Source organism: Streptomyces sp. NPDC094034 (genome assembly GCF_040303865.1).
In the GTDB taxonomy this organism is placed as follows: Bacteria; Actinomycetota; Actinomycetes; order Streptomycetales; family Streptomycetaceae; genus Streptomyces.
The window spans coordinates 97619-118925 of record NZ_JBEOUD010000025.1 but is presented as its reverse complement, the minus strand read 5'-3'; the positions used below and the strand labels follow the sequence as shown (position 1 = coordinate 118925).

Sequence of the window (21307 nt, the reverse complement as noted above, 5' to 3'; positions counted from 1 at the left end):
CGGGCCGGCCGGGTGAGGTCTTCGGGGCGCCTCCAATTGAATAGATCCTATAGGGTCTATGATCCACATCCCGGTCCCGGCCACCTCTGACAGACCCGGAGACGACGATGTCCCACAGCGCACAGGACTGGCCCGAGGGGGTCCGGCCGTGACCGTGCTGACGAACGACCCGCGCGCCTTCGCCGACGAGGCCCTGGCCGGCTTCGCCCTTGCCCACGCCGAGGAGATCCGTACGGTGCACGGCGGCGTCGTCCGCGCCTCGGCCACCCCGCCGGGCCGGGTGGCCGTCGTCATCGGCGGCGGCACCGGCCACTTCCCCGCGTTCGCCGGCTGGGTCGGCCCCGGCTTCGCGCACGGCGCGGCCTGCGGCCATGTCTTCGCCTCCCCCTCCGCCTCGCAGATCTGCTCGGTGGCACGGGCCGCCGACAGCGGCGGCGGTGTGATCCTCGGCTTCGGCAACTACGCGGGGGACATCCTGCACTTCGGGCGGGCGGCCGAACAGCTCCGCGCGGAAGGCATGGATGTCAGAACGCTCACGGTCACCGACGACATCGCGTCGGGACCGGCCGACGACACCGCGCCGCGCCGGGGCATCGCGGGCGATTTCTCCGTACTGAAGATCCTCGGTGGAGCGGCCGAGGCCGGTCTCGGTATCGACGCGGCCGTCCGGGCCGGCCGCAGGGCCAACGCCGCCACCCGCTCGCTCGGTCTCGCCTTCGGCGGCTGCACCCTGCCGGGCGCGGACCGGCCGCTGTTCACCGTCCCCGCCGGGCGGATGAGCGTCGGCCTCGGTATCCACGGCGAACCGGGGATCGCGGAACTCCCCCTGCCCACCGCCGACCGGGCCGCCGACCTCCTGGTGGACCGGATCCTGGCGGAGCGGGCGGTGGCCGCCGCCGGTGTGGGCGGATCCGACCGGGTGGCGCTGCTGCTCAACGGTCTGGGCGGGACCAAGTACGAGGAGCTGTACGTCGTCCACCGCCGCGTCGCCGAGCGGCTGGCCGCCGAGGGACTGACCGTCGTCGCGCCGGTGGTCGGCGAGCAGGTCACCAGCCTCGGCATGGCCGGCCTCTCCCTCACCCTGACCTTCCTCGACGACGAACTGGAAGCGCTGTGGACGGCTCCGGCCGCCACGCCCGCCTTCCGCCGGGGCGTCCTCGCGCCCCGGCCGCCGCGTACCGACGATCTGACCACCACGCACCGGATGCCACTGGTCGTGCCGGGCGGCCCTCGCTCGCGGGACCTGGGGGCGCGGCTGGCCGAGGCCCTGCTGACGGTGCGCGACACCGTGGTGGCCCATGAGACACGGCTCGGGGACCTCGACGCCGTGGCGGGCGACGGCGACCACGGCATCGGGATGCGGCGCGGGGCGGAGGCCGCCGCGGTCGCCGCGCGGGAGGCGGTCGCCCTCGGCGCGGGCGCCGGTACGGTGCTCGCGCACGCCGGCGCGGCCTGGTCGGAGCGGGCCGGCGGCACCTCGGGCGCGCTGTGGGGCGCGGCACTGACGTCCTTCGGCGCGGTGCTCGGCGACCACGACGGCACCGCGGCCGGACACTACGGGGGTACGGCCGGACGCTACGCGGGTACGGCGGGACGCGGCGCGGGGGCGACCGGAGACGACGGCGGTACCGCCGAGCGCGACGGCGCCCGGCTGACCCGTGCCGTACGGGCCGCCGTGGACACGGTGCTGCGGATCGGCGGAGCGCGCCCCGGTGACAAGACGCTGGTGGACGCGGCCGTACCGTTCGCCGACCGGCTGGAGGCGGCGCTGCCGACGGCCGGGTTCACCGCCGCGTGGGCACAGGCCGCGCGAGCCGCCGGGGAGGCCGCGGAGGCGACCGCCGGGATCGCCGCGCGCCTGGGCCGGGCCCGTACCCATGGGGTCAGGGGTCTCGGCTCACCCGACCCGGGGGCGATCTCGTTCGCCCTGATCGTCGCGGCCCTCACCCCCCGCTCCCCGGGCTTCTCCGGCCCTCTCGGCCCTCTCGGCTCCCCGGAGGCCCGCAACTCCCCCGAGGCGACACACTGACGCCAAGGAGGTCCGCATCAGCGGCACCACCACCCCGTACCCGGTGATTGGATGGGGCAGGCTCGCTTACCGCTCCCGTCGGCGGCCCGGGCCCGGACTGGAGGTCGCACGATGGTGACGAAGAGCCGTACGGGTCAGCCCACCCTGGAGGAGGTCGCCGCGCTCGCGGGCGTCGGCCGGGGCACGGTGTCCCGCGTCGTCAACAACTCGCCCGGGGTGAAGGACACCACACGGCATCTGGTCGAGCAGGCCATCGCCCAGCTCGGCTACATACCCAACCGGGCCGCCCGCGCCCTGGCGGGCAGCCGTACCGACGCCGTGGCCCTGGTGATCCCCGAGACCGAGAAACGCTTCTTCGCCGAGCCGTACTTCTCCGAGATCGTCCACGGTGTGGGCGACGGTCTCGCCGACACCGAGCTCCAGCTCCTGCTGACCCTCGTCCGTACCGAGAAGGAGCGCCAACGCTTCCTCCAGTACGCGCGCGCCCGCCGGATCGACGGGGTCCTCCTGGTCTCCGTCCACGACAGCGACCCGCTGCCCGATCTGCTGGCCGAGATGGAGATACCGACGGTCCTCGGCGGACGCAGATCCGGGGAGGAACCGGTCTCGTACGTCGACTCCGACAACGTGGGCGGCGCACGGACCGCCGTTCGCCATCTGTCCTCGTCCGGACGCCGGGCGATCGCCACCATCACCGGGCCGCTGGACATGTACGTGGCGCAGTGCCGCCTGCGCGGCTACCAGGAGGCGGTACGGGAACACGCCACCGGCCCCGCCCCCTCCTGGATCGCGCACGGCGACTTCACCGAGGAGAGCGGGCGCCGCGCGATGGCGGAGCTGCTGCGCCGCCACCCGGATCTCGACGCGGTGTTCGCCGCCTCCGACCTGATGGCGGTGGGCGCCCTGCACACCCTGCGGGCGGCGGGCCGCCGGGTCCCGGAGGATGTGGCGGTGGTGGGCTTCGACGACTCTCCTCTCGCCCGCCACACGGACCCTCAACTGACCTCGGTGCGCCAGCCGGTGGAGGAGATGGGGCGCACGATGGCCCGGGTACTGCTGGAGACGATCAACGACACCTCGGCGGCCTGGCAGCATGTGGTACTGCGCACGGAACTGGTACGACGCGCCTCGGGGTGAACGGCTCCACGCCGCCAGGTGATGGGCTCCCGCCGGACGGCCCGGCCGTGGCGGGCGTGGCCGCTCCGGGCCGTGTCCCGTGGGGGTACGGCCCGGAGCGGCGATCGTTCTGGCTCAGAGCGAGCCGAGCCGCTCCAGGGGGAACGGCGGCTGCGCCAGCGGACGTACGGCGAGCCGGGTGAGCGGCAGGACGTTGTCGTCGCCCGCCGTGCGGTTGGCGTGCAGTACGCCGCAGTGGACGCAGCGGTGGACGAGCACCCATTCGCCGTCCCCGCGTACGGAGATGGCGAGCGGCTCCATCCGGGCACCGCAGTCGGCGGCCCGGTCGCCCGGGGTGTCGTCGACATGACGGCTCCACAGGCAGTTCGGGCAGTGGTTGCGGTGGCCGGTGCCGGCCGCGGTCATCGGTACGTCGAGACCGCAGTGGAGACAGCGGAAGGACTCAGTACGTGCCTCCAGGCGCGCGCGTCTGGAGGTGTTGCGGGAGGTGCGGGACATCGTGAGAACGACTCCTGGTGTGACGCTCGGACGGTCGGGGATGAACGCCGTCTCGTACCAAGGGAGTCCGCTCCGGTCAGGCGATGCCTGTCGGCCATGCGTGTCAGCGGGTCAGCAGCGGTGCCGCGGAGACATCACGGAGACATCACGGAGAGAGAACTGCCTCGGTCAAGAGAACGGTTCCGACCGGCCACAGGCATACAACACCACCCTTGGAAACACTCGTCAGGAGCGCGCGGTGAGCGCGCTCCGATGAAACAGGGGGCCGGGCCCGCGCGGCAACCGAATATCCGGAAGTCCGGAAGTCGGACCGGCGCGGCGCGGCCCTCAGGCGACCGACCCGATCGCCCGCGACCCCGGTCCGTCGTGGTGGATCGGGGTGTGCGCGCCCGTCAGGGGGACGCCGCTGCCGCCCCGCCGGACCGCGACGATCTCCGCCGCGATCGACAGCGCGGTCTCCTCGGGCGTACGGGCCCCGAGGTCAAGCCCTATCGGCGAGTGCAGTGCGGCGAGTTCGCGCTCGGTGACACCGATCTCGCGCAGCCGTCTGTTGCGGTCCTCATGGGTACGGCGGGAGCCCATCGCGCCGACGAAGGCGACGGGCAGTCGCAGTGCCAGTTCCAGCAGGGGCACATCGAACTTGGCGTCATGGGTGAGGACACAGAGCACCGTACGGCTGTCGACCGCCGTCGACGCCAGATAGCGGTGCGGCCAGTCGACCACGATGTCGTCGGCGTCCGGGAAGCGGTCCCGGGTGGCGAAGACGGGGCGCGCGTCGCAGACGGTCACGTGGTAGCCCAGGAACGCGCCGACACGCACCAGCGCGGCGGCGAAGTCGACGGCGCCGAAGACGATCATGCGCGGGGGCGGCACGCTCGACTCGACCAGGAGCGTCAGCGGCTGTCCGCACCGTACCCCCCGCTCCCCCAGGGCGACCGTGCCGGTACGGCCCGCGTCCAGCAGGGCGCGGGCCTCGGCCGCCGCCGTACGGTCCAGCCGGGGGTGGCCGCCGAGGCCGCCCTCGTACGACCCGTCGGGGCGCACCAGCAGGGCGCGGCCCCTGAGGGCGGCCGGTCCTTCGGTGATCCGGGCGAGCGCCGCCGCCTCCCCCCGCGCGGCGGTGGACAGCGCCGCCGCGAATACCGCGCGCGGGGCGCCGCCGGTGGCGTCGGACCGTACCGGCGTCACCAGGATGTCGATGACACCGCCGCAGGTCAGCCCCACGGCGAAGGCGTCCTCGTCGCTGTAGCCGAACCTCTCCAGAACGGTGGCGCCGTCCTGGAGGGCCTGCCGGCACAGCTCGTACACGGCCCCTTCCACGCAGCCACCGGAGACCGATCCGATCGCCGTGCCCGCGCTGTCGACGGCGAGCGCGGCTCCCGGCCGGCGGGGCGCGCTGCCGGTGACCGCCACGACGGTGGCGACGGCGAAGTCACGTCCCTGCTCGACCCACCGGTTCAGCTCTTCGGCGATGTCCAGCATGTCGGTCTCCTCAGGTCTGGTGGTCGCGGTCGGATGGACGGGGCCGGGCGGGGCCGGCCCCTGGCACACGGGTCAGGAAACGCCCAGCCAGGTTTCGATCGGGTGGAGTGCGTAGAAGACCACGAAGATCACGGTGAGGCCCCACAGCAGGGCCCCGATCTCCCGGGCCCTGCCCTGGGCGACGCGGATCGCGACGTATGAGATGACGCCCGCCGCGACCCCGGCGGTGATGGAGTAGGTGAACGGCATCAGGGTGACGGTGAGGAAGACCGGGATGGCGACGGCGCGGTCGCCCCAGTCCACCTGCCGGGCGTTCTGTGTCATCATCGCGCCGATCACGACCAGGGCCGCCGCCGCGACCTCGCCCGGGACGATCTGGGTGAGGGGGGTGAAGAAGAGACAGGCGGCGAAGAGGAGGCCGGTGATGACGGAGGCGAAGCCGGTACGCGCTCCCTCACCGACACCGGTCGCGGACTCGACGAAGACGGTCTGGCCCGAGCCGCCCGCGACCCCGCCGATGGCACCGCCCGCGCCGTCGATGAACAGCGCCTTGGACAGGCCCGGCATTCGGCCCTTGTCGTCGGCGAGCCCGGCTTCCGTACCGACGCCGATGACGGTCGCCATCGCGTCGAAGAAGCCCGCGAGTACGAGGGTGAAGACGATCATGCCGACGGTCATCGCGCCGGCCTGCCCCCAGCCCCCGAACTCCACCTTTCCGAAGAGCGAGAAGTCGGGCATGGAGACGGCGCCGCCGGTCAGCTCCGGCGGACCGCTGTTCCACGCCTTGGGGCCGATGCCGCCCGTGGCGTTGAGGACGACGGCGATGACCGTGCCTATGACGATACCGATCAGGATGGCGCCCGGCACCTCGCGGGCCTGAAGCATGAAGATCAGCAGCAGGGTGACGCAGAAGATGAGGACGGGCCAACCGACGAGTTCACCGGCGGGGCCGAGCGAGACCGGGCCCCCGCCCTGCGAGGCGTGCACAAAGCCCGCTTTCACCAGCCCGATCAGTGCGATGAACATGCCGATGCCCATGGTGATCGCGTGCTTGAGCGCACGCGGGATGGCGTTCATGATCATTTCCCGCAGGCCGGTGATCACCAGCAGGCAGATCACCGCTCCGTACAACACGCACATGCCCATGGCCTGCGGCCATGTCATCACGGGCACGACCTGGCCGGCGACCACACCGGAGACGGAGAGCCCGGCGGCGAGCGCGAGGGGCACCTTGCCCACGAAGCCCATCAGCAGGGTGGTCAGGGCGGCGGCGAAGGCGGTCGCGGTGATCAGGGCCCGCTGACCGAGAGTGTCGCCCGCGGCGTCCTCGCCGGAGAGGATCAGCGGGTTGAGCAGCAGGATGTACGCCATGGCCATGAAGGTCGTGACGCCGCCGCGCACTTCGCGCGAGACGGTCGAGCCGCGGTGGGATATATGGAAGTAACGGTCGAGCCAGGACCTGCCGGCCGGGGGACGTGAGCCTGGGCCGGCGTCCTCGGCGGTGGTCCTGGAATCCACTGACGAATGGGTCATGTGTGCCTGCTCCCAAGGTTCAAAGGGGCACCCGCGAAGAGACTGGAATCGCGGGGTTTGGGATGGTGCGGGGCTGCACGACCCGGGGGACGGCCCGAGACGAATCAGATGCTTCAGATGCCGCTGCCGGTTGCGGTGCCGGTACCGGTTGCGGTGCCGGTTTCGGTGCCGATTTCGGTGCCGGTGAGGTGTTCGGGACGTACCGGCGTCCTGTTCAGCTCCAGACCCGTGGCGTTCCTGATGGCCGCCAGGACCGCCGGAGTCGACGAGAGGGTCGGAGCCTCGCCGATGCCGCGCAGACCGTACGGCGCGTGTTCATCGGCCAGTTCGAGGATGTCGACGGGGATCGTCGGCGTATCGAGGATGGTGGGGATCAGATAGTCCGTGAAGGACGGGTTGCGCACCTTCGCGGTCACGGGATCGACGATGATCTCCTCCATCACCGCCACCCCCAGGCCCTGGGTGGTACCGCCCTGGATCTGCCCCAGGACGGAGAGCGGGTTGAGCGCTTTGCCGACATCCTGGGCGACGGCCAGTTCGACGACCTTGACCAGGCCCAGTTCGGTGTCGACCTCGACGACCGCGCGGTGCGCGGCGAACGAGTACTGGACATGGCCGTTGCCCTGTCCCGTCCGGAGATCGAAGGGCTGGGTGGGACGGTGGCGCCACTCCAGCTCCACCTCCACGACCTCGTCCGCCAGCACGTCCGCCAGATCGGCCAGGACCTCGCCGCCGTCGGTGACGACCTTGCCGTCTTCGAGCAGCAACTCGGCGGTGGCCCAGGCCGGGTGGTACGTACCGTACGTGCGCCGGCCGATCTCCAGGACCTTCTCCCGGACCTTCTCGCAGGCGTGCTTCACCGCTCCGCCCGTGACATACGTCTGACGGGACGCGGAGGTGGACCCCGCGGAACCGACCTGGGTGTCGGCCGGCTGGATGGTGACCTGTGTGACGCCCAGCTCGGTACGGGCGATCTGCGCGTGTACGGTCACCCCGCCCTGGCCGACCTCCGCCATCGCGGTGTGGACGACGGCCACCGGCACCCCGTTGATCACTTCGAGCCGGACGCGCGCGGTGGAGTAGTCGTCGAAGCCCTCGGAGAAGCCGACGTTCTTGATGCCGACCGCGTATCCGACCCCTCGTACGACCCCTTCGCCATGGGTGGTGTTGGAGAGCCCGCCGGGCAGTGCCCGTACGTCGGCCGCCTCGCCGGCCACGAGCCACTGCCGCTCGGGCGGGAGCGGTCTGGCCTTGACCCGGCGCAGCAGTTCGGCGACGGGCGCCGGGGAGTCGACGCGCTGCCCTGTCGGCAGCAGCGTGCCCTGCTCCATGGCGTTGAGCCGGCGGAACTCCACCGGATCCATGTCCAGCGCCGCCGCCAGCTTGTCCATCTGCGCCTCGTACGCGAAGCACGCCTGGACCGCGCCGAAGCCCCGCATCGCGCCGCAGGGCGGGTTGTTGGTGTAGAGCGCGATCGCCTCGATGTCGACGTCCTCGACGACGTAGGGGCCGACGGAGAGGGAGGAGGCGTTGCCGACGACGGCGGGGGAGGCGGAGGCGTACGCGCCGCCGTCCAGCACGATCCGGCACTTCATATGGGTGATCTTGCCGTCGCGGGTCGCGCCGTGTTCGTACCAGAGCTTCGCGGGGTGCCGGTGCACATGGCCGAAGAAGGACTCGAACCGGTTGTAGACGATCTTCACGGGTTTGCCGGTGCGCAGCGCCAGCAGGCAGGCGTGGATCTGCATGGAGAGGTCTTCCCGGCCGCCGAAGGCGCCGCCGACGCCGGAGAGCGTCATCCGGACCTTGTCCGCCGGCAGGCCGAGTACGGGGGCGATCTGGCGCAGATCGGAGTGGAGCCACTGGGTGGCGACATACAGATCGACGCCGCCGTCCTCGGCGGGCACCGCGAGACCGGACTCGGGGCCGAGGAACGCCTGGTCCTGCATGCCGAAGACATAGTCGCCGGAGACGATGACATCGGCGCGCGCCGCCGCCGCGTCGGCGTCGCCGCGGACGATGGGCTGGCGGTGGACGATGTTGGGGTGCGGGACATGTCCGATGTGGTGGTCGTCGCGGTTCTCGTGGATCAGCGGGGCGCCGGGAGCGGTCGCGGATGCCTCGTCGGTGACGACCGGCAGTTCGGCGTAGTCGATCCGTATCTTGGCGGCGGCGCGACGGGCGGTCTCCGGGTGGTCGGCGGCCACAAGGGCGACCGGCTCGCCGTGGTGCCGGACCCTGCCATGGGCGAGGACGGGGGTGTCCTGGATCTCCAGACCGTAGTTCTTGACGGCCGTCGGGAGATCGTCATAGGTCAGGACGGCGTAGACACCGGGGGTCGCGAGCGCCTCGGCGGTGTCGATCGACCTGATCTCGGCGTGCGCCACGGTGGAGCGCAATGTGTGTCCCCACAACATGTCTTCGTGCCACATGTCGGAGGAGTACGCGAATTCGCCGGTGACCTTCAGTGTGCCGTCGGGACGGAGCGTCGACTCGCCTATGCCGCCCCTGGTCCTCGTGCCCTGGCTGATGGTGGTGGGAGCCCCGATGGGAGCCCCGGCGCCGCAGGAGGCGCTGCGGCGGGAGGGGGTATCGGTCGCGGCCATGCTCAGACCGCCTCTCCTTGACGGGCGGCCGCGAGGCGGACCGCGTCGAGTATCTTCTCGTAGCCGGTGCAGCGGCAGAGGTTGCCCGACAGCGCCTCCCGGATGTCCGCGTCGCTCGGCGAGGGATTGCGCTCCAGCATCTCGTCGGCCGCGACCAGCAGGCCCGGTGTGCAGAAGCCGCACTGCACGGCGCCCGCGTCGATGAACGCCTGCTGGATCGGGGAGAGTTCGCCCGCCGCGCCGCCGTGCCCGGCGTGCTCCGCGAGCCCCTCGACGGTGATGACCTCACGGCCTTCGGCCTGACCGGCCGCCACCAGACAGGAACAGACCGGGACGCCATCGAGCCGTACCGTGCAGGAGCCGCATTCACCCTGCTCACAGGCGTTCTTGGAGCCCGGAAGGCCCATGCGCTCGCGCAGTACGTAGAGCAGGCTCTCGCCCTCCCAGACGTCGTCGACTTCCTGCCTTCGGCCGTTGACCGTGAAATGGACGCGCATGCTCACGCAGCTCCTTCGAGGGTCCGGCCGGTGCCGCCACCGTCCGCGCGGTACTGCTCCCAGGTCCAGCCGAGCTGGCGGCGGGCCAGGATGCCGACCGCGTGACGGCGGTACCTCGCGGTACCGCGCACATCGTCGATGGGGTTGCAGGCGCCCGCGACGAGGTCCGCGAACCGCTTGGCGACGGACGGCGTGATGATCTTGCCGCTGTCCCAGAAGCCGCCCTCGTCGAGCGCCGCGTTCAGAAACGTTTCCGCGTCCCGCGCCCGGATGGGGGTGGGCGCCGCCGAGCCGATGCCGGTCCTCACGGTCCGGGTCTCGGGATGCAGGGCCAGCCCGAACGCGCAGACCGCGATGACCATCGCGTTGCGGGTGCCGACCTTGGAGTACTGCTGCGGCCCGGCCGCCTTCTTGATGTGCACCGACTTGATCAGCTCGTCGGGTTCGAGGGCGTTGCGCTTCACACCGGTGTAGAACGCGTCGATGGGGATACGGCGCGAGCCGCGTACCGACTCGACCTCGACCTCGGCGCCCGCGGCGAGCAGCGCCGGGTGCGCGTCACCGGCCGGGGAGGCCGTGCCGAGGTTGCCCCCAACGCTCCCGCGGTTGCGTATCTGCGGCGAGGCGACGGTGTGCGAGGCGAGCGCGAGGCCCGGCAGCTCCGTCCGCAGGTGTTCCATGATGTGGGTGTACGGGACGGAGGCGCCCAACTGGACGTACTCCTCGCCGACCACCCAGTCGCGCAGTTCGTCGATCCGGTTGAGATCGAGCAGCTGATCCGGCCGCCGGTGATCGAAGTTGATCTCGACCATGAGGTCCGTACCACCCGCGATGGGTACGGCCGTGGGGTGCTCGGCCTTGGCGGCGAGCGCCTCCTCCCAGCCGGCGGGGCGAAGGAAGTCCATATGCGGCTCTCTTCTTGATCGTCTCGGTGATCGCTGTGATCGTGGTGCTCGCTGTGATCGTGGTGCTCGCTGTGATCGTGGTGCTCGCTGGTGATCGCTGGGCTCCGGGGACGGCCGGTCTCACAAGTACACAAGCAGCGCTTCCGCCTGGTGCAGTCACCGAAACCATGAAGGAATTGGCTGGTCGCCTTCCGAGTCTTGTAGATTCGAACGAAAGGCGAATGCCCGGTAACCAAACGGTCTTCGTACCGAAACGCACGGTACGAAGGGACGAGATCAGAGATCGGCGGCGACGAGATGCGGCTGCGCGCACTGCTGGAAACCGACGCGCTGGGCCTGCGACTGCTCGGCGGCGAGGAGGAGCTGGACCGGACGGTCCGCGGGGTGATGACCACCGACCTGCGGGACCCGAGCCGCTATCTGTCGGGCGGAGAGCTGGTCCTCACCGGCCTCGCCTGGCGGCACTCCGCCGAGGACTCGGAACCGTTCGTACGCATCCTGGCGAGCGCCGGGGTCGCCGGGCTCGCCGCGGGCGAGGCGGAGTTGGGCGCCGTCCCGAAGGACCTGGTCACGGCGTGTGAGCAGCACCGGCTGCCGCTCTTCGCGGTGAACGAGGACGTGGCGTTCGCGACGATCACGGAGTATGTGGTGCGCCAGGTGTCCGGCGAGCGCGCCGGGGATCTGGCGGCGGTGGTCGACCGGCACCGCAGGCTGATGACCTCGGGCCCGGCGGGCGGCGGTCCCGAGGTGGTCCTCGACCTCCTCGGCTCCGACCTCGATCTGCGGGCCTGGGTGCTCTCCCCCACCGGGCGGCTGATCGCGGGCGCCGGTGCCCCGCTGCCACCCGCGAGGGCCGCCGTGCTGGCCGGCGAGCACCTCGCCGCGACCCGCGCGGGCCGCCACAGCCCCTTCCGGACGACCGTCGACGGGACGGCGTATTCCCTCTTTCCCGTACGCAACGCGGGGCGCGGAACCACCCCCACCGCCTTCCGGGATGTGCGCGAGACCGTGCTCTCCGACTGGCTGCTCGCGGTCGAGGCGGACGCGGGAGACTGGCCCGCGGCCCGGCTCGACCTGCTCCAGGGCGTGACGCAGCTGATCGCGGTGGAACGCGACCGGCGCGACGCGGCCCGTACGGTACGACGCCGACTGGCCCAGGAAGTCCTGGAGCTGGTACAGACGGGCGCCGCCCCGGCCGAGATCGCCGCCCGGCTGCGCGTGGCCGCTCCGGTGCTGCTGCCGGGGCTGGGCTCGGCGCCGCACTGGCAGGTCGTGGTGGCCCGGGTGGAGTGGGCACAGAACGGCGCGGGCGCCACCGGGAACGGCGCCGAAGGCGCGAGCGGTACGGCCGGTACGGGTGGTACGGCCGGTACGGGTGGTACGGCAGGCGCGGGTGGTACGGCCGGTACGAGCGCGGCGCTGATCGAGGGCGGGCCGGTGGCCCAGTCGCTGCTGGAGGAGATCCTTGTCGACCCCGCGTGGACGGGGGCGGGCACCGGGGTCGGGGCGGGAGCGGACGCCTCCGACCGGATCGCGGTGGCCCATATGGGTGATGAGGCGATCGCGCTGGTGCCCCTGCCCGCGATGTCCCCGGATCCCTCGGCCGTCCCGGAAGCGGGCGAGGAGGCGCCGCCGGGAGCCGCTTCCGGGGCGGAGAAGCCCCTGGACACCCCCGCGGCGGACCCCGGCATCCACGCGGACGCGCTGCTGGCCGCCGTTCGGAATCCGCTGTCCGCGGGGCTCGCGGACGACGGCCGGCTGACGCTGGGCGTGAGCGCGGCGGTGCACTCCGCGGAGGGGCTGCGCGGCGCGCTGGAGGAGGCCCGCCACGCGCGTCGCGTGGCGGCGGCCAGACCGGGCCGGGTCTGCGCGGCGGGCCACCATGAACTGGCCTCGCACGTACTGCTGTTGCCGTTCGTCCCGGACGACGTACGGCGCGCCTTCACCGCACGCCTGCTCGACCCGCTGCGCGACTACGACCGGCGCCATCGCGCGGAGTTGATCCCCACGCTGGAGGCGTTCCTCGACTGCGACGGCTCCTGGACACGGTGTGCGGCCCGGCTGCATCTGCATGTCAACACGCTGCGTTACCGGGTGGGCAGGATCGAACAGCTGACGGGCCGTGACCTGGCACGCCTGGAGGACAAGCTGGACTTCTTCCTGGCGCTGCGAATGAGCTGAGACCGGTGCTTCGGCTGTGACCCGGGCTTCGGATGTGACCGGTGCTTCGGCTGAGCTGAGACCGCGCTCCTGTCACCGCCTCGTCATCAAGACGTCACCGGGTGCCAGGGAGACCGAGGTTGACCGCCATCACCCGGAACGGTCAGCGGAAGATCCGCTCGCGCCGCGAGGTCGGGCCCCGGGGGCCCCGCCGCGCCTCGCTCCCTACGAGTCGCCCCAGGTGAGAGCACTCGTGGCGATCCCGCCCGCCCCAGTCGGCCCCGCTGGACACCCCCGTCGCCCGTGCCTCACCGCCACCGCCGACGACCACGCGATTGTGAAATTTTTCACCTGACCTATTGGCCCGGCGTGCCGATCCATGCTGAGATGCGTCCACACTCAACAGCACAATGGCGCGCTCGGGGAGGGCAATGTGGCGCATACCGCCATGTCTGGTTCCGGAACCACCGCTGGTGACGACCCTCTCCAGACCGCGGTATGGCGGCTGCGCTCGCGCGGCTGTTGGACCGACGCAGCGGCCCTGCTCGCACCGCACAGCTCCGTCCCCGCCCGGACCCTCCAGCGGGCCGCGCTGCTCGTGGAGCGCTGTCTGTTCACGGGCGGTGGCTGGCCGGAGGCCGAGGACGCGCTCCGCGCGGCGGAGGCCACGGCGCGCGAGGACCACGAACGCGGTGCGGCGGCGTGCGAACGCGGCCATCTCGCCTATGCCTCGACCGTCCTCGGTGTACGCGACCGGGCGGACGAGGCACGGTCGGCGCTGGGGCGGGCGGCGGCGCTGTTGGATCCGACGGCTCCCGGGCGCGCCCTGCTCGACTTCCGGCGCGGTCTGGTCGCCGAACACCTCTCGGACTCCCCGCAGTCGGCCCGCGCCGCCTACCGCCGCGCCCATGCCGCCGCCACGGCGCACGGCGAGACGCTTCTGCTCTCCTTCACCTGGCGCCATCTGGCCGGACTGGCCCTGCGCGAGGGGGAGTTGGCGGAGGCACGGCACGGCTTCGGCGAGTCCCTGCGTATCCGGGAGGAGTTGGGCTACCTGGTGGGCACGGCCCCGGCCCTCGCGGCCCTGGCCGACGCGGAACCTGAACCGGAGGCGACCCGTCTTCGCGCGGAGGCGGGCCGTCTGTTCAGACTGCTCGGCGGAGTCCCCACCTGGCTGGCGGACCAGCTCGCTCCTCCTGCGTCGGCGGCCCCCGCGGTCTGAGCGGTGAGAACGTCTGGTGGGGCGGTCGATCGTGCCCTCGGCCGCCCCACGGACGGGTGACAGGGAAACGTTTCCGCAGCGGCTGTTCGAGTGAGGCGACGCATACGCGCGTAACGAGGTGGCCAGACTGCCCCCGCTCCACCGCCAAGCGCCTCTCTCCTCTCCTCTCTCCCCGTCTCGCCCCGCACCCCCACGAAAGAGGTTCCCGTGAAGAGTCTCGGAAGGACGCTGGTCACCGCCGGTGCCGCCGCCGTTCTCTGCATCGGCTTCCCGCTCAACGCCCAAGCGGCCGAGGGGCTTTTCTTCTACACCTCGGAATACGGCCCGATCGTCCTCGAAAACCCTGCGGACGGCCTGTGCTACAGCGTCGGACGCGCACAGGACCCGCAGAACTCCACCGACCGTGTCGCGATCGTGTACAGCGAGAAGCGGTGCGCGGGCCATGCCACCCGGATCAAACCCGGTGGAGAGGACTTCCTCGCCTTCGCCTCGGTGCAGTTCAGCCGCTGACCGCCGGGGGCATGAGCGTGACGGACCGGACCGGACCGGTCCGCGTCGCGCGCCGACCGAGGAACGCCGCGCGGCATCCAGGGCCGCACGCCGCCGCGCGTACCGTTACGGCCTCCGCACGACCTCACCACCGGCTCACCACGAACACCCCGGGTTGACGTCTCCGGTACACCCTCACCGGAAGATCAAAAGGAACACATCGCCCGTAATCCGGGCAATAATTCGCGCTCGGAGCGCCCGTGGGCGAACGAAGAAGGATCACCAACAACCCCAAAAGGGGAGCCTTGCTGAATTTCCGTCAGATGCCAGAAACAGAACAGAACGGCATGGACGTCCCCCCATCGTGTGGTGATAAGATCGCCAAGCTTGCCAAGCGGTGCCAAACCCGCTAAGGCATAAAGGAAAAGTCAGCGCATCGGCCCAGAATTCCGCCACCCCCGGGGGAGAACTATGCCATCAGCCGGGCCTTCAAGGCAGTCCGGCAGGCTACCATGCGCCGACCTATTCCCACTCATCGGTGACCGCGATATGTCTGTGACCGCGAGATCACTCGAACGTACCCTCCAGACATTCAGTACCCGGTGGCCCAGTCGCCCGAAGAGAGTCTTATGACGCAATACTTCCAGGATCCAGCGCTTTGGGGTCTGATCGCTGGTACTCCTGTCGCCGCTACCGCGATCATTCGCGGAAGAAAGTCGATCGCCGACCTACGGAAGGAGAAGCAGGAGCTCAAGGCCCATTACGCCACCCTTGAGGACCACTACGCGGAGGCCGTGGAAGAGGCCAAGGACAGGGCGGAAGAAGCCACCAAAACCGCACTGAAGTCCGCCATGCGGACGCTTCAGGGTCTGGCCAGCGAACAGCAGCTTGCCATTACCAAACTTCAGGACAAGTACGGCGAACTACAGATTCTCCAGGACCTCCTGGACATCGACCACATGAATTCGCAGTTCGCCCGGCGTGCGCAGTCCATCGCGGTGCTCTGCGACGGATGGCTGGGCCGTCAGCGCGATCCCGCCTCGCTGTACGACGTGGTCCGCAGCGCGAAGGGCCGCATTCGCCACTTCACCCGGGTCGAGATCCGGGCCCAGAGTAATTTCGCCATTGTCAGCCGGGCCGTCGAGCCGGTCGCGCTCACCCTCGCCGAACTACTGGACAACGCGACCAGTTACTCGGCGCCGGAAACAGTGATCGAGATCAATATCCGGCCGGTACCCAAGGGCGTCTGCATCATCGTCGATGACGCCGGTGTCGGTATGAACGAGGAAGAGAAGGCCAGGGCGGCCAAGCTCCTGTCGAGCGAACGCTCCCCCGGCGTCTCCGGTCTCGGCAACCCGCCGCAGTTCGGCTTCACCGTGATCGGTGTACTCGCCGCTCGCTACGGCTTCACCGTGTCCGTGGATTCCACTTCCCCCTACGGCGGCGTGCGCGCCGTGGTGCTGCTCCCCGACGAGTTGCTCACCGCCATGCCAGAGCCCGCGCCCGAGCCCAAGCCCGAGCCCAAGGAGTTCCCCGCCGTGGCCGCGTCCTCCCCGATGCCGCCCGAGGAGAATCCGGTGGCTCCCCCGACCACATTCGGCGGTCTTCCCAAACGCCGGCGGAGAGGCGCGATATCCATCGTGCCGACCGCGGACAGCGCGGAAGCCCCGGCTCGCTCCAGCGAACAAGCCGCCTCCGTCATGGGCGCGTTCCAACGGGGTACGCAGTCCGGCCGTCGTACCACCAACGTAAGCAGCGAAGGGCATGAGACTCAGTGAATTACGATCTGTCATGGATGCTTGACAGTGCCCTTGAAGTGCCCGAAGCACGGCACGCGATCCTCGTCTCGGCCGATGGCCTGCTCATGGCCCGCTCGAAGGACGTCGGCAAGGATCACGCCGACACCGTCGCCGCGGCGATGAGCGGAATGCAGTCGCTGAGCCGTACGGTCGCCGAGTTCTGTGGCGGCCCGCCGAGCACGCGGCCGCAGTGGCGCCAGACGTTGGTGGAGTTCGACCACGGCTGGGTCTTTCTCATCTCCGCCGGCGAGGGCGCCTATCTCGCCGTTTCCGCGTCGCCCGAAGTCGACATGGCCGAGATCACCTTCCGTATGCAGCAGCTTGTCGGCCAGCTCGGCAAATCCCTGACCAGTCCCCCTCGCGAGATTGCTGATACCAAGGCATGACCACATCAGATGAGCCGGATCAGGAACCAATAGCCCCGACATTAGTGCGACCGTATGTCATCACCAACGGCCGCAGTCTGCTCGGTGACCACGAGTTCTCCTTGATCACTCTGGTCACAGCGGCCGAGGACATACCCAGGGCGGGGAATCTCGATCCTGAGAAGCGCCGTCTGCTCGACCTGTGTTCGGGAGGTTATCTCTCGGTCGCCGAAATAGTGGGACACTCTCATCTTCCCGTGGGTGTCGTCAAAATCCTGCTGTCCGACCTCACGGAGGAGGGGTATCTCTTCACACGCGCCCCCATACCTGCCGCGAAACTTGTCGACCGGCAAATACTTGAGGAGGTGCTGAATGGTCTTCAAGCCCGCTTTGGATGACGGTGTCTATCTGCGCGAATCCGTGCAGACCGCTGCGAAGATCCTGGTGGTCGGACATTTCGCCGTGGGCAAGACGACATTCATCGGGACCATGTCCGAGATCCCGCCGCTGCGCACCGAAGAACTGATGACGCAGGCCGGCGAGGGAATCGACGACCTCAAGGCCACGCCCGGCAAGACCACGACGACGGTGGCCATGGACTTCGGCCGCCTCACGCTCAGCGACAGGCTGGTCCTCTATCTCTTCGGCACACCCGGGCAGCAGCGCTTCGTCCAGGTGTGGGAAGACATGTCCCGAGGCGCCCTCGGGGCATTGGTGTTGGTGGATCCCGAGCGCCTCGAAGAGTCCTTCCCCGTGATGGACCTGGTCGAACACTACGGAATTCCTTACACCATAGCGGTAAACCGATTCGACGACACAACGACCCATGAGGACGAGGAAATACGAGAGGCTCTCGACCTGCTTCCCGAGACGCCCCTCGTCAATTGCGACGCGCGGGACCAGCGGTCGTCAGCGAACGCGCTCATCGTCCTCGTCCGTTACCTCCAGTCACGCCTTCGCTAGGAGTTCGGCATGCAATCTCATTCGGAGTTCCAGGCCCCGCCACCAGGCTGCCCGGCGCACAACAGCGGTATGCGCGTGCCCCTGCACGGTCCCGAATTCGCTGCCGACCCGGACGCCTTCTACGAACATATGCGGCAGTACGGCCCAGCCGCGCCCGTGGAGCTGGCCCCCGGGGTGGAGGCCTCGCTCGTCACGGACTACGCGGCGGCGCTCCATGTGCTGCAGAACCCCGAGGCGTTCGCGCGGGACTCGCGCCGCTGGCGCGCGCTCAACGAGGGCCGGGTGCCGCTCGACAGCCCCGTACTGCCCATGATGATGTACCGGCCCAACCCGATGTTCACCGACGGCGCCGAGCACTTGAGGCTCCGTCAGGCCGTGACGGAGAGTCTGGCCAAGATCGACACGCACCGGGTGACCCGGCATGTCGAGCGGGTCGCCTCGTACCTCATCAGCCAGTTCAGCGGCCGGGGCAAGGCCGATCTGATCGGCGACTACGCGCAGGTGCTGCCGCTGCTGGTCTTCAACGACCTCTTCGGCTGCCCGGCCGAGATCGGTGACCGGCTGGTCTTCGGGCTCTCGGGCATCTTCGACGGCATCGAGGCGGAGAAGGCGAACGAGGTCCTGACCGAGGCGCTGAGCGAACTGGTCGCGCTCAAGCGGGCCAGGCCCGGCGAGGACGTCACCTCCTGGCTGATGCAGCATCCGGTCGGGCTCACCGACGAGGAGATGATCCATCAGATCCTGCTGCTCATCGGCGCGGGCACGGAACCGCTGTCGAATCTGATAGCCAACTCGCTGCGCGTGCTGCTGTCCGACGAGAAGTACGCCGACGGACCGCACTCGGCCGGCCTGCTGGTCGAGGACGCCATCAACGACGTCCTGTGGAACAGCACCCCCATCGCCAACTACGCGGCGCACTACCCGCTGTACGACGTCGACCTCAACGGCAGCAAGCTGGACGCCGGCGATCCGGTGCTCATCAGCTTCGCCGCCGCCAACACCGACCCGAGCCTGTCCATGAGCCGTCAGACGCTCAGCAAGCGGGCGCATCTGGCCTGGGGTGCCGGTCCGCACGCCTGCCCGGCGAAGGACCCGGCGCTGCTCATCTCCGTACTGGCCATCGAGAAGCTGCTCAACGGCCTGCCGGACATCGAGCTCGCGGTGCCCGCGGACAGCCTGCTCTCCCGGCCGGGCCCGTTCCACCGGGCGCTCACCGCGCTTCCGGCCCGTTTCACCCCGGTACGGAAAGAGAAGTCGGAATCCGTACCCTATCCGACCAGCGGCGCGCGTACCGCCGGAAATGCCCCGGCTGCGGCCCATCAGGCCAAGCCGCAGAAGGGTAGCTTCTGGAGTGGATTCCTCGCCTGGTGGAAGGTGTGAGATCCGCAACAAAGCAGGGCCCTTTACCTTCGCATGAACGTTCAACCGTAGGGGTAGACAGGGTGGGCGAATCTTACGTGATCCCCTGAAAAGGAGACGCTGTGGAGCCCTCCCTGACTACTTCGTCAGTAGATCGACGTGCTGTAGTCTCGATATTTTCCCGTCTGCGTACATCCAATGGCCAGTCGAATCCACTGCCTCTCTACGCAGAGCTCCGAGCAATGGGAGATATCATCCCCGCTCCCTGGGGCGGGCATCTGGTGACCTCCTACCACCTCTGTGACCAGGTACTGAGGAACAAGACCTGGCAGGTGCCCGACAGCGAGTGGCGCGCCAGGCAGGGCGCGGCGACCCGCTGGAACGCCTCCTCCTCGCAGGAAATGGGAAAGACCCTGCCCGCACTGAATCCGCCGCACCACACCAGGGTGCGGCGTTCGGTCGGCAACACTTTCGACCGTAAATCTCTCGCGAATTCCAAGGGTTCGATCGAGAGGACCACGGAGCAATTGCTGGACCGGTTCGCCGAGAAATTGCGGAGCGGCCGGGCCGATTTCAGTTCGCTGGTCAGCGACGAATTGCCCATCATTACGATCGGCGAATGGCTCGGCCTGCCGCCCTCCGATTACCACTTGCTCCGTTCACTCACCCGCGATCAGGTGTTCTCGCAGGAATTGCTGCCGACGCCGAGTCAGCTCGCGCTGTCGGACGCCGCCACCGCCCAATTGCGCGAGTACTTCACCGCGGTGATACGCGAACGCCGCCGCGCACCGGGCGACGATCCGATCTCGGAGTGGCTGCGGACCTGGGACGATCTTGAGGACGACCGGGAGACGGTCGACGAAGCCGTGTACTTCCTCTCGTTCCTCTTCCTCCTGGCCGCGCCGGAGACGACCGCGACACTCCTCTCCCACATGGTGTGGCTCCTGCTGAAGCATCCGCGCCAACTGGCCTGGCTGCGCACGCACCCCGAGCACATACCGGGCGCCGTCGAGGAGGTGCTCCGCTACGACTCGCCGAACCATGTGATCAGCAGAGTCGCCGGCGAGGACACCACCCTGGGCGGCGCGTACATCCAGCGTGACCAGATGGTTCACCTCATGGTCGGGGTGGCCAACCACGACCCGGAGCAGCACACCGAGCCGGAGCTCTTCGACATACGGCGCAAGGCGGCGCACCTCAGCTTCAGCGGCGGAATCCACTACTGCCTCGGCGCGCCCCTGGCCCGGCTGGAGGCGACGACTCTGCTGACGTCGTTGCTGAGGAGGCTGCCCGATCTCCGTCTCGACGGTGATCCGGTCTGGGCGCCTCGCGTGGGCTTCCGGCGGATCACGGAACTTCCGGTGACCAGAGCCTGACCTGGCATCAGGGAAAAATGAGACGTAGCGGCACAGTGAGATCCGACGCATACACAGGGAACGGCGTGGTGGAAGACTTCAAGGCGCTCCGGGTCATTCAGGAAGGGCCCGTGCTGACGGTGGAGCTGAACTCCCCCGAAACCGGCAATGCCGTCTCGGGGACGCTCCTGGACGAACTGCTCTCCGTACTGAGCGCCCTTCAGGACGACCCCGGAATCCGGGTGTTGATCCTCTCCGGCGTGGGAAAGGACTTCTGTCTGGGCGGAGACCGCGCGGAATTCGCCGAATTCCTGGCCGCGGACCCCAGTGGAGCGAGCCTGCGCACCCTGGGCAAGAAGGCACGCAGGGTCTGCGACGCGCTCGCGACGGCCGATGCCGTGACCATCGCCCGGCTGCACGGCGGAGTCATAGGCGCGGGGCTCGCTCTCGCCGTGTTCTGCGACCTGAGGGCAGGGGCGGACGACTGCCGTTTCCGTATGCCCGAACTCGCCCTGGGTATGCCTCCGGCCTGGGGAGGTGCCCTGCCCCGGCTGATACAGGAGGCGGGCGCGGCCAGGGTCCGTGAGCTTCTGCTGACCGGCGACAACTTCGACGCGGCGACGGCGGCGGAACTGTCCGTTCTGCACAAGGTCGTCCCGGTGGAAGAGCTCGACAACGCTGTCCAGCAGTGGGTCAGGCCGATGGCCCGCAGGTCGCCCGCGGCTCTGCGGACAGCCAAGGCGATGCTGAACGCGTATGGGGGCGCGAGCCGTCTCGGGGACACCACCCTTCTCGACCCGGATGTGATGACCTCCGCGCTGGCAGTGGCGGCGGCTGCCTCCCGTCATCGGTGACGCGGAACACCGGTGACACGGAACACCGGTGACGTCGACATGTCGGTGACGCCA

Annotated in this window: 17 protein-coding genes and 1 pseudogene; 12 read left to right on the top strand and 6 right to left on the bottom strand. The window is 69.6% G+C overall.

Going from position 1 to position 21307, the window contains the following annotated elements; all coding sequences use genetic code 11:
- Positions 1-148 precede the first annotated feature (148 nt).
- Together ABTZ59_RS22295 and ABTZ59_RS22290 are read left to right on the top strand one after the other, a co-directional pair.
- Entirely contained in the window at positions 149-2029 is a 1881-nt protein-coding gene (locus tag ABTZ59_RS22295; RefSeq protein WP_351410030.1) for a dihydroxyacetone kinase family protein, read from the top strand.
- A 111-nt stretch (positions 2030-2140) separates the two neighbouring features.
- A complete protein-coding gene (locus tag ABTZ59_RS22290; protein ID WP_503003392.1) occupies positions 2141-3166 on the top strand; it encodes a LacI family DNA-binding transcriptional regulator in 1026 nt (341 codons plus the stop codon).
- 114 nt (positions 3167-3280) lie between these two features.
- Here ABTZ59_RS22290 and ABTZ59_RS22285 read toward each other — a convergent pair whose 3' ends face one another.
- The 6 genes and pseudogenes from ABTZ59_RS22285 to ABTZ59_RS22260 all read right to left on the bottom strand — a co-directional run bounded on the left by ABTZ59_RS22285 (position 3281) and on the right by ABTZ59_RS22260 (position 10687).
- On the bottom strand, positions 3281-3664 hold the full coding sequence (locus ABTZ59_RS22285; RefSeq protein WP_351410019.1) for an RNHCP domain-containing protein: 384 nt from the start codon (positions 3662-3664) through the stop codon (positions 3281-3283).
- 327 nt (positions 3665-3991) lie between these two features.
- The gene (locus tag ABTZ59_RS22280) at positions 3992-5146 is read right to left on the bottom strand and encodes an XdhC family protein (protein WP_351410013.1); all 1155 of its coding nucleotides are present in this window, start codon (positions 5144-5146) and stop codon (positions 3992-3994) included.
- Positions 5147-5218: 72 nt separating this feature from the next.
- Positions 5219-6679 carry an NCS2 family permease gene (locus ABTZ59_RS22275; protein WP_351410005.1) on the bottom strand — a complete coding sequence of 487 codons (1461 nt, stop codon included), beginning with the start codon at positions 6677-6679 and terminating at the stop codon, positions 5219-5221.
- Positions 6680-6855: 176 nt separating this feature from the next.
- A pseudogene (locus tag ABTZ59_RS22270) lies at positions 6856-9285 on the bottom strand (xanthine dehydrogenase family protein molybdopterin-binding subunit); the annotation flags it as partial.
- A gap of 2 nt (positions 9286-9287) precedes the next feature.
- Positions 9288-9782, bottom strand: a complete 495-nt coding sequence (locus tag ABTZ59_RS22265) for a (2Fe-2S)-binding protein (RefSeq protein WP_351409979.1) — start codon at positions 9780-9782, stop codon at positions 9288-9290.
- A 2-nt stretch (positions 9783-9784) separates the two neighbouring features.
- Positions 9785-10687: an FAD binding domain-containing protein gene (locus ABTZ59_RS22260; RefSeq protein ID WP_351409973.1), complete on the bottom strand. Its 903-nt coding sequence runs from the start codon at positions 10685-10687 to the stop codon at positions 9785-9787.
- Between the two features lie 297 nt (positions 10688-10984).
- Between ABTZ59_RS22260 and ABTZ59_RS22255 the strand changes: the two genes are divergently transcribed.
- The 10 genes from ABTZ59_RS22255 (at position 10985) to ABTZ59_RS22210 (ending at position 21253) form a co-directional block, all read left to right on the top strand.
- The gene (locus tag ABTZ59_RS22255; RefSeq protein ID WP_351409968.1) at positions 10985-12868 is read left to right on the top strand and encodes a PucR family transcriptional regulator ligand-binding domain-containing protein; all 1884 of its coding nucleotides are present in this window, start codon (positions 10985-10987) and stop codon (positions 12866-12868) included.
- A gap of 412 nt (positions 12869-13280) precedes the next feature.
- Positions 13281-14069: a hypothetical protein gene (locus ABTZ59_RS22250; RefSeq protein ID WP_351409958.1), complete on the top strand. Its 789-nt coding sequence runs from the start codon at positions 13281-13283 to the stop codon at positions 14067-14069.
- A gap of 207 nt (positions 14070-14276) precedes the next feature.
- Positions 14277-14579 (top strand): hypothetical protein, encoded by a 303-nt coding sequence (locus tag ABTZ59_RS22245; RefSeq protein WP_351409952.1) that lies wholly within the window; start codon positions 14277-14279, stop codon positions 14577-14579.
- A 608-nt stretch (positions 14580-15187) separates the two neighbouring features.
- A complete protein-coding gene (locus ABTZ59_RS22240) occupies positions 15188-16336 on the top strand; it encodes a sensor histidine kinase (protein WP_351410209.1) in 1149 nt (382 codons plus the stop codon).
- Entirely contained in the window at positions 16333-16743 is a 411-nt protein-coding gene (locus ABTZ59_RS22235) for a roadblock/LC7 domain-containing protein (protein WP_351409945.1), read from the top strand. Before ABTZ59_RS22240 ends, ABTZ59_RS22235 begins: the two co-directional genes overlap by 4 nt.
- Positions 16740-17120 carry a DUF742 domain-containing protein gene (locus ABTZ59_RS22230; RefSeq protein ID WP_249947756.1) on the top strand — a complete coding sequence of 127 codons (381 nt, stop codon included), beginning with the start codon at positions 16740-16742 and terminating at the stop codon, positions 17118-17120. Before ABTZ59_RS22235 ends, ABTZ59_RS22230 begins: the two co-directional genes overlap by 4 nt.
- Entirely contained in the window at positions 17095-17685 is a 591-nt protein-coding gene (locus ABTZ59_RS22225) for a GTP-binding protein (protein ID WP_351409936.1), read from the top strand. The genes ABTZ59_RS22230 and ABTZ59_RS22225 overlap by 26 nt, the downstream gene beginning before the upstream one ends.
- A gap of 9 nt (positions 17686-17694) precedes the next feature.
- Positions 17695-19065 carry a cytochrome P450 gene (locus tag ABTZ59_RS22220; RefSeq protein ID WP_351409921.1) on the top strand — a complete coding sequence of 457 codons (1371 nt, stop codon included), beginning with the start codon at positions 17695-17697 and terminating at the stop codon, positions 19063-19065.
- A 221-nt stretch (positions 19066-19286) separates the two neighbouring features.
- Positions 19287-20420 carry a cytochrome P450 gene (locus ABTZ59_RS22215; protein ID WP_351409892.1) on the top strand — a complete coding sequence of 378 codons (1134 nt, stop codon included), beginning with the start codon at positions 19287-19289 and terminating at the stop codon, positions 20418-20420.
- A 65-nt stretch (positions 20421-20485) separates the two neighbouring features.
- Positions 20486-21253 carry an enoyl-CoA hydratase/isomerase family protein gene (locus ABTZ59_RS22210; RefSeq protein ID WP_351409868.1) on the top strand — a complete coding sequence of 256 codons (768 nt, stop codon included), beginning with the start codon at positions 20486-20488 and terminating at the stop codon, positions 21251-21253.
- Positions 21254-21307: the final 54 nt, after the last annotated feature.

What these genes read in the sequence shown, in the direction of transcription:
- ABTZ59_RS22290 (WP_503003392.1), top strand. Translation starts at nt 2,141, where the DNA reads ATGGTGACGAAGAGCCGTACGGGTCAGCCCACCCTGGAGGAGGTCGCC.
- ABTZ59_RS22285 (WP_351410019.1), bottom strand. Translation starts at nt 3,664, where the DNA reads ATGTCCCGCACCTCCCGCAACACCTCCAGACGCGCGCGCCTGGAGGCA.
- ABTZ59_RS22280 (WP_351410013.1), bottom strand. Translation starts at nt 5,146, where the DNA reads ATGCTGGACATCGCCGAAGAGCTGAACCGGTGGGTCGAGCAGGGACGT.
- ABTZ59_RS22275 (WP_351410005.1), bottom strand. Translation starts at nt 6,679, where the DNA reads ATGACCCATTCGTCAGTGGATTCCAGGACCACCGCCGAGGACGCCGGC.
- ABTZ59_RS22265 (WP_351409979.1), bottom strand. Translation starts at nt 9,782, where the DNA reads ATGCGCGTCCATTTCACGGTCAACGGCCGAAGGCAGGAAGTCGACGAC.
- ABTZ59_RS22260 (WP_351409973.1), bottom strand. Translation starts at nt 10,687, where the DNA reads ATGGACTTCCTTCGCCCCGCCGGCTGGGAGGAGGCGCTCGCCGCCAAG.
- ABTZ59_RS22255 (WP_351409968.1), top strand. Translation starts at nt 10,985, where the DNA reads ATGCGGCTGCGCGCACTGCTGGAAACCGACGCGCTGGGCCTGCGACTG.
- ABTZ59_RS22240 (WP_351410209.1), top strand. Translation starts at nt 15,188, where the DNA reads ATGACGCAATACTTCCAGGATCCAGCGCTTTGGGGTCTGATCGCTGGT.
- ABTZ59_RS22230 (WP_249947756.1), top strand. Translation starts at nt 16,740, where the DNA reads ATGACCACATCAGATGAGCCGGATCAGGAACCAATAGCCCCGACATTA.
- ABTZ59_RS22225 (WP_351409936.1), top strand. Translation starts at nt 17,095, where the DNA reads ATGGTCTTCAAGCCCGCTTTGGATGACGGTGTCTATCTGCGCGAATCC.
- ABTZ59_RS22220 (WP_351409921.1), top strand. Translation starts at nt 17,695, where the DNA reads ATGCAATCTCATTCGGAGTTCCAGGCCCCGCCACCAGGCTGCCCGGCG.
- ABTZ59_RS22215 (WP_351409892.1), top strand. Translation starts at nt 19,287, where the DNA reads ATGGGAGATATCATCCCCGCTCCCTGGGGCGGGCATCTGGTGACCTCC.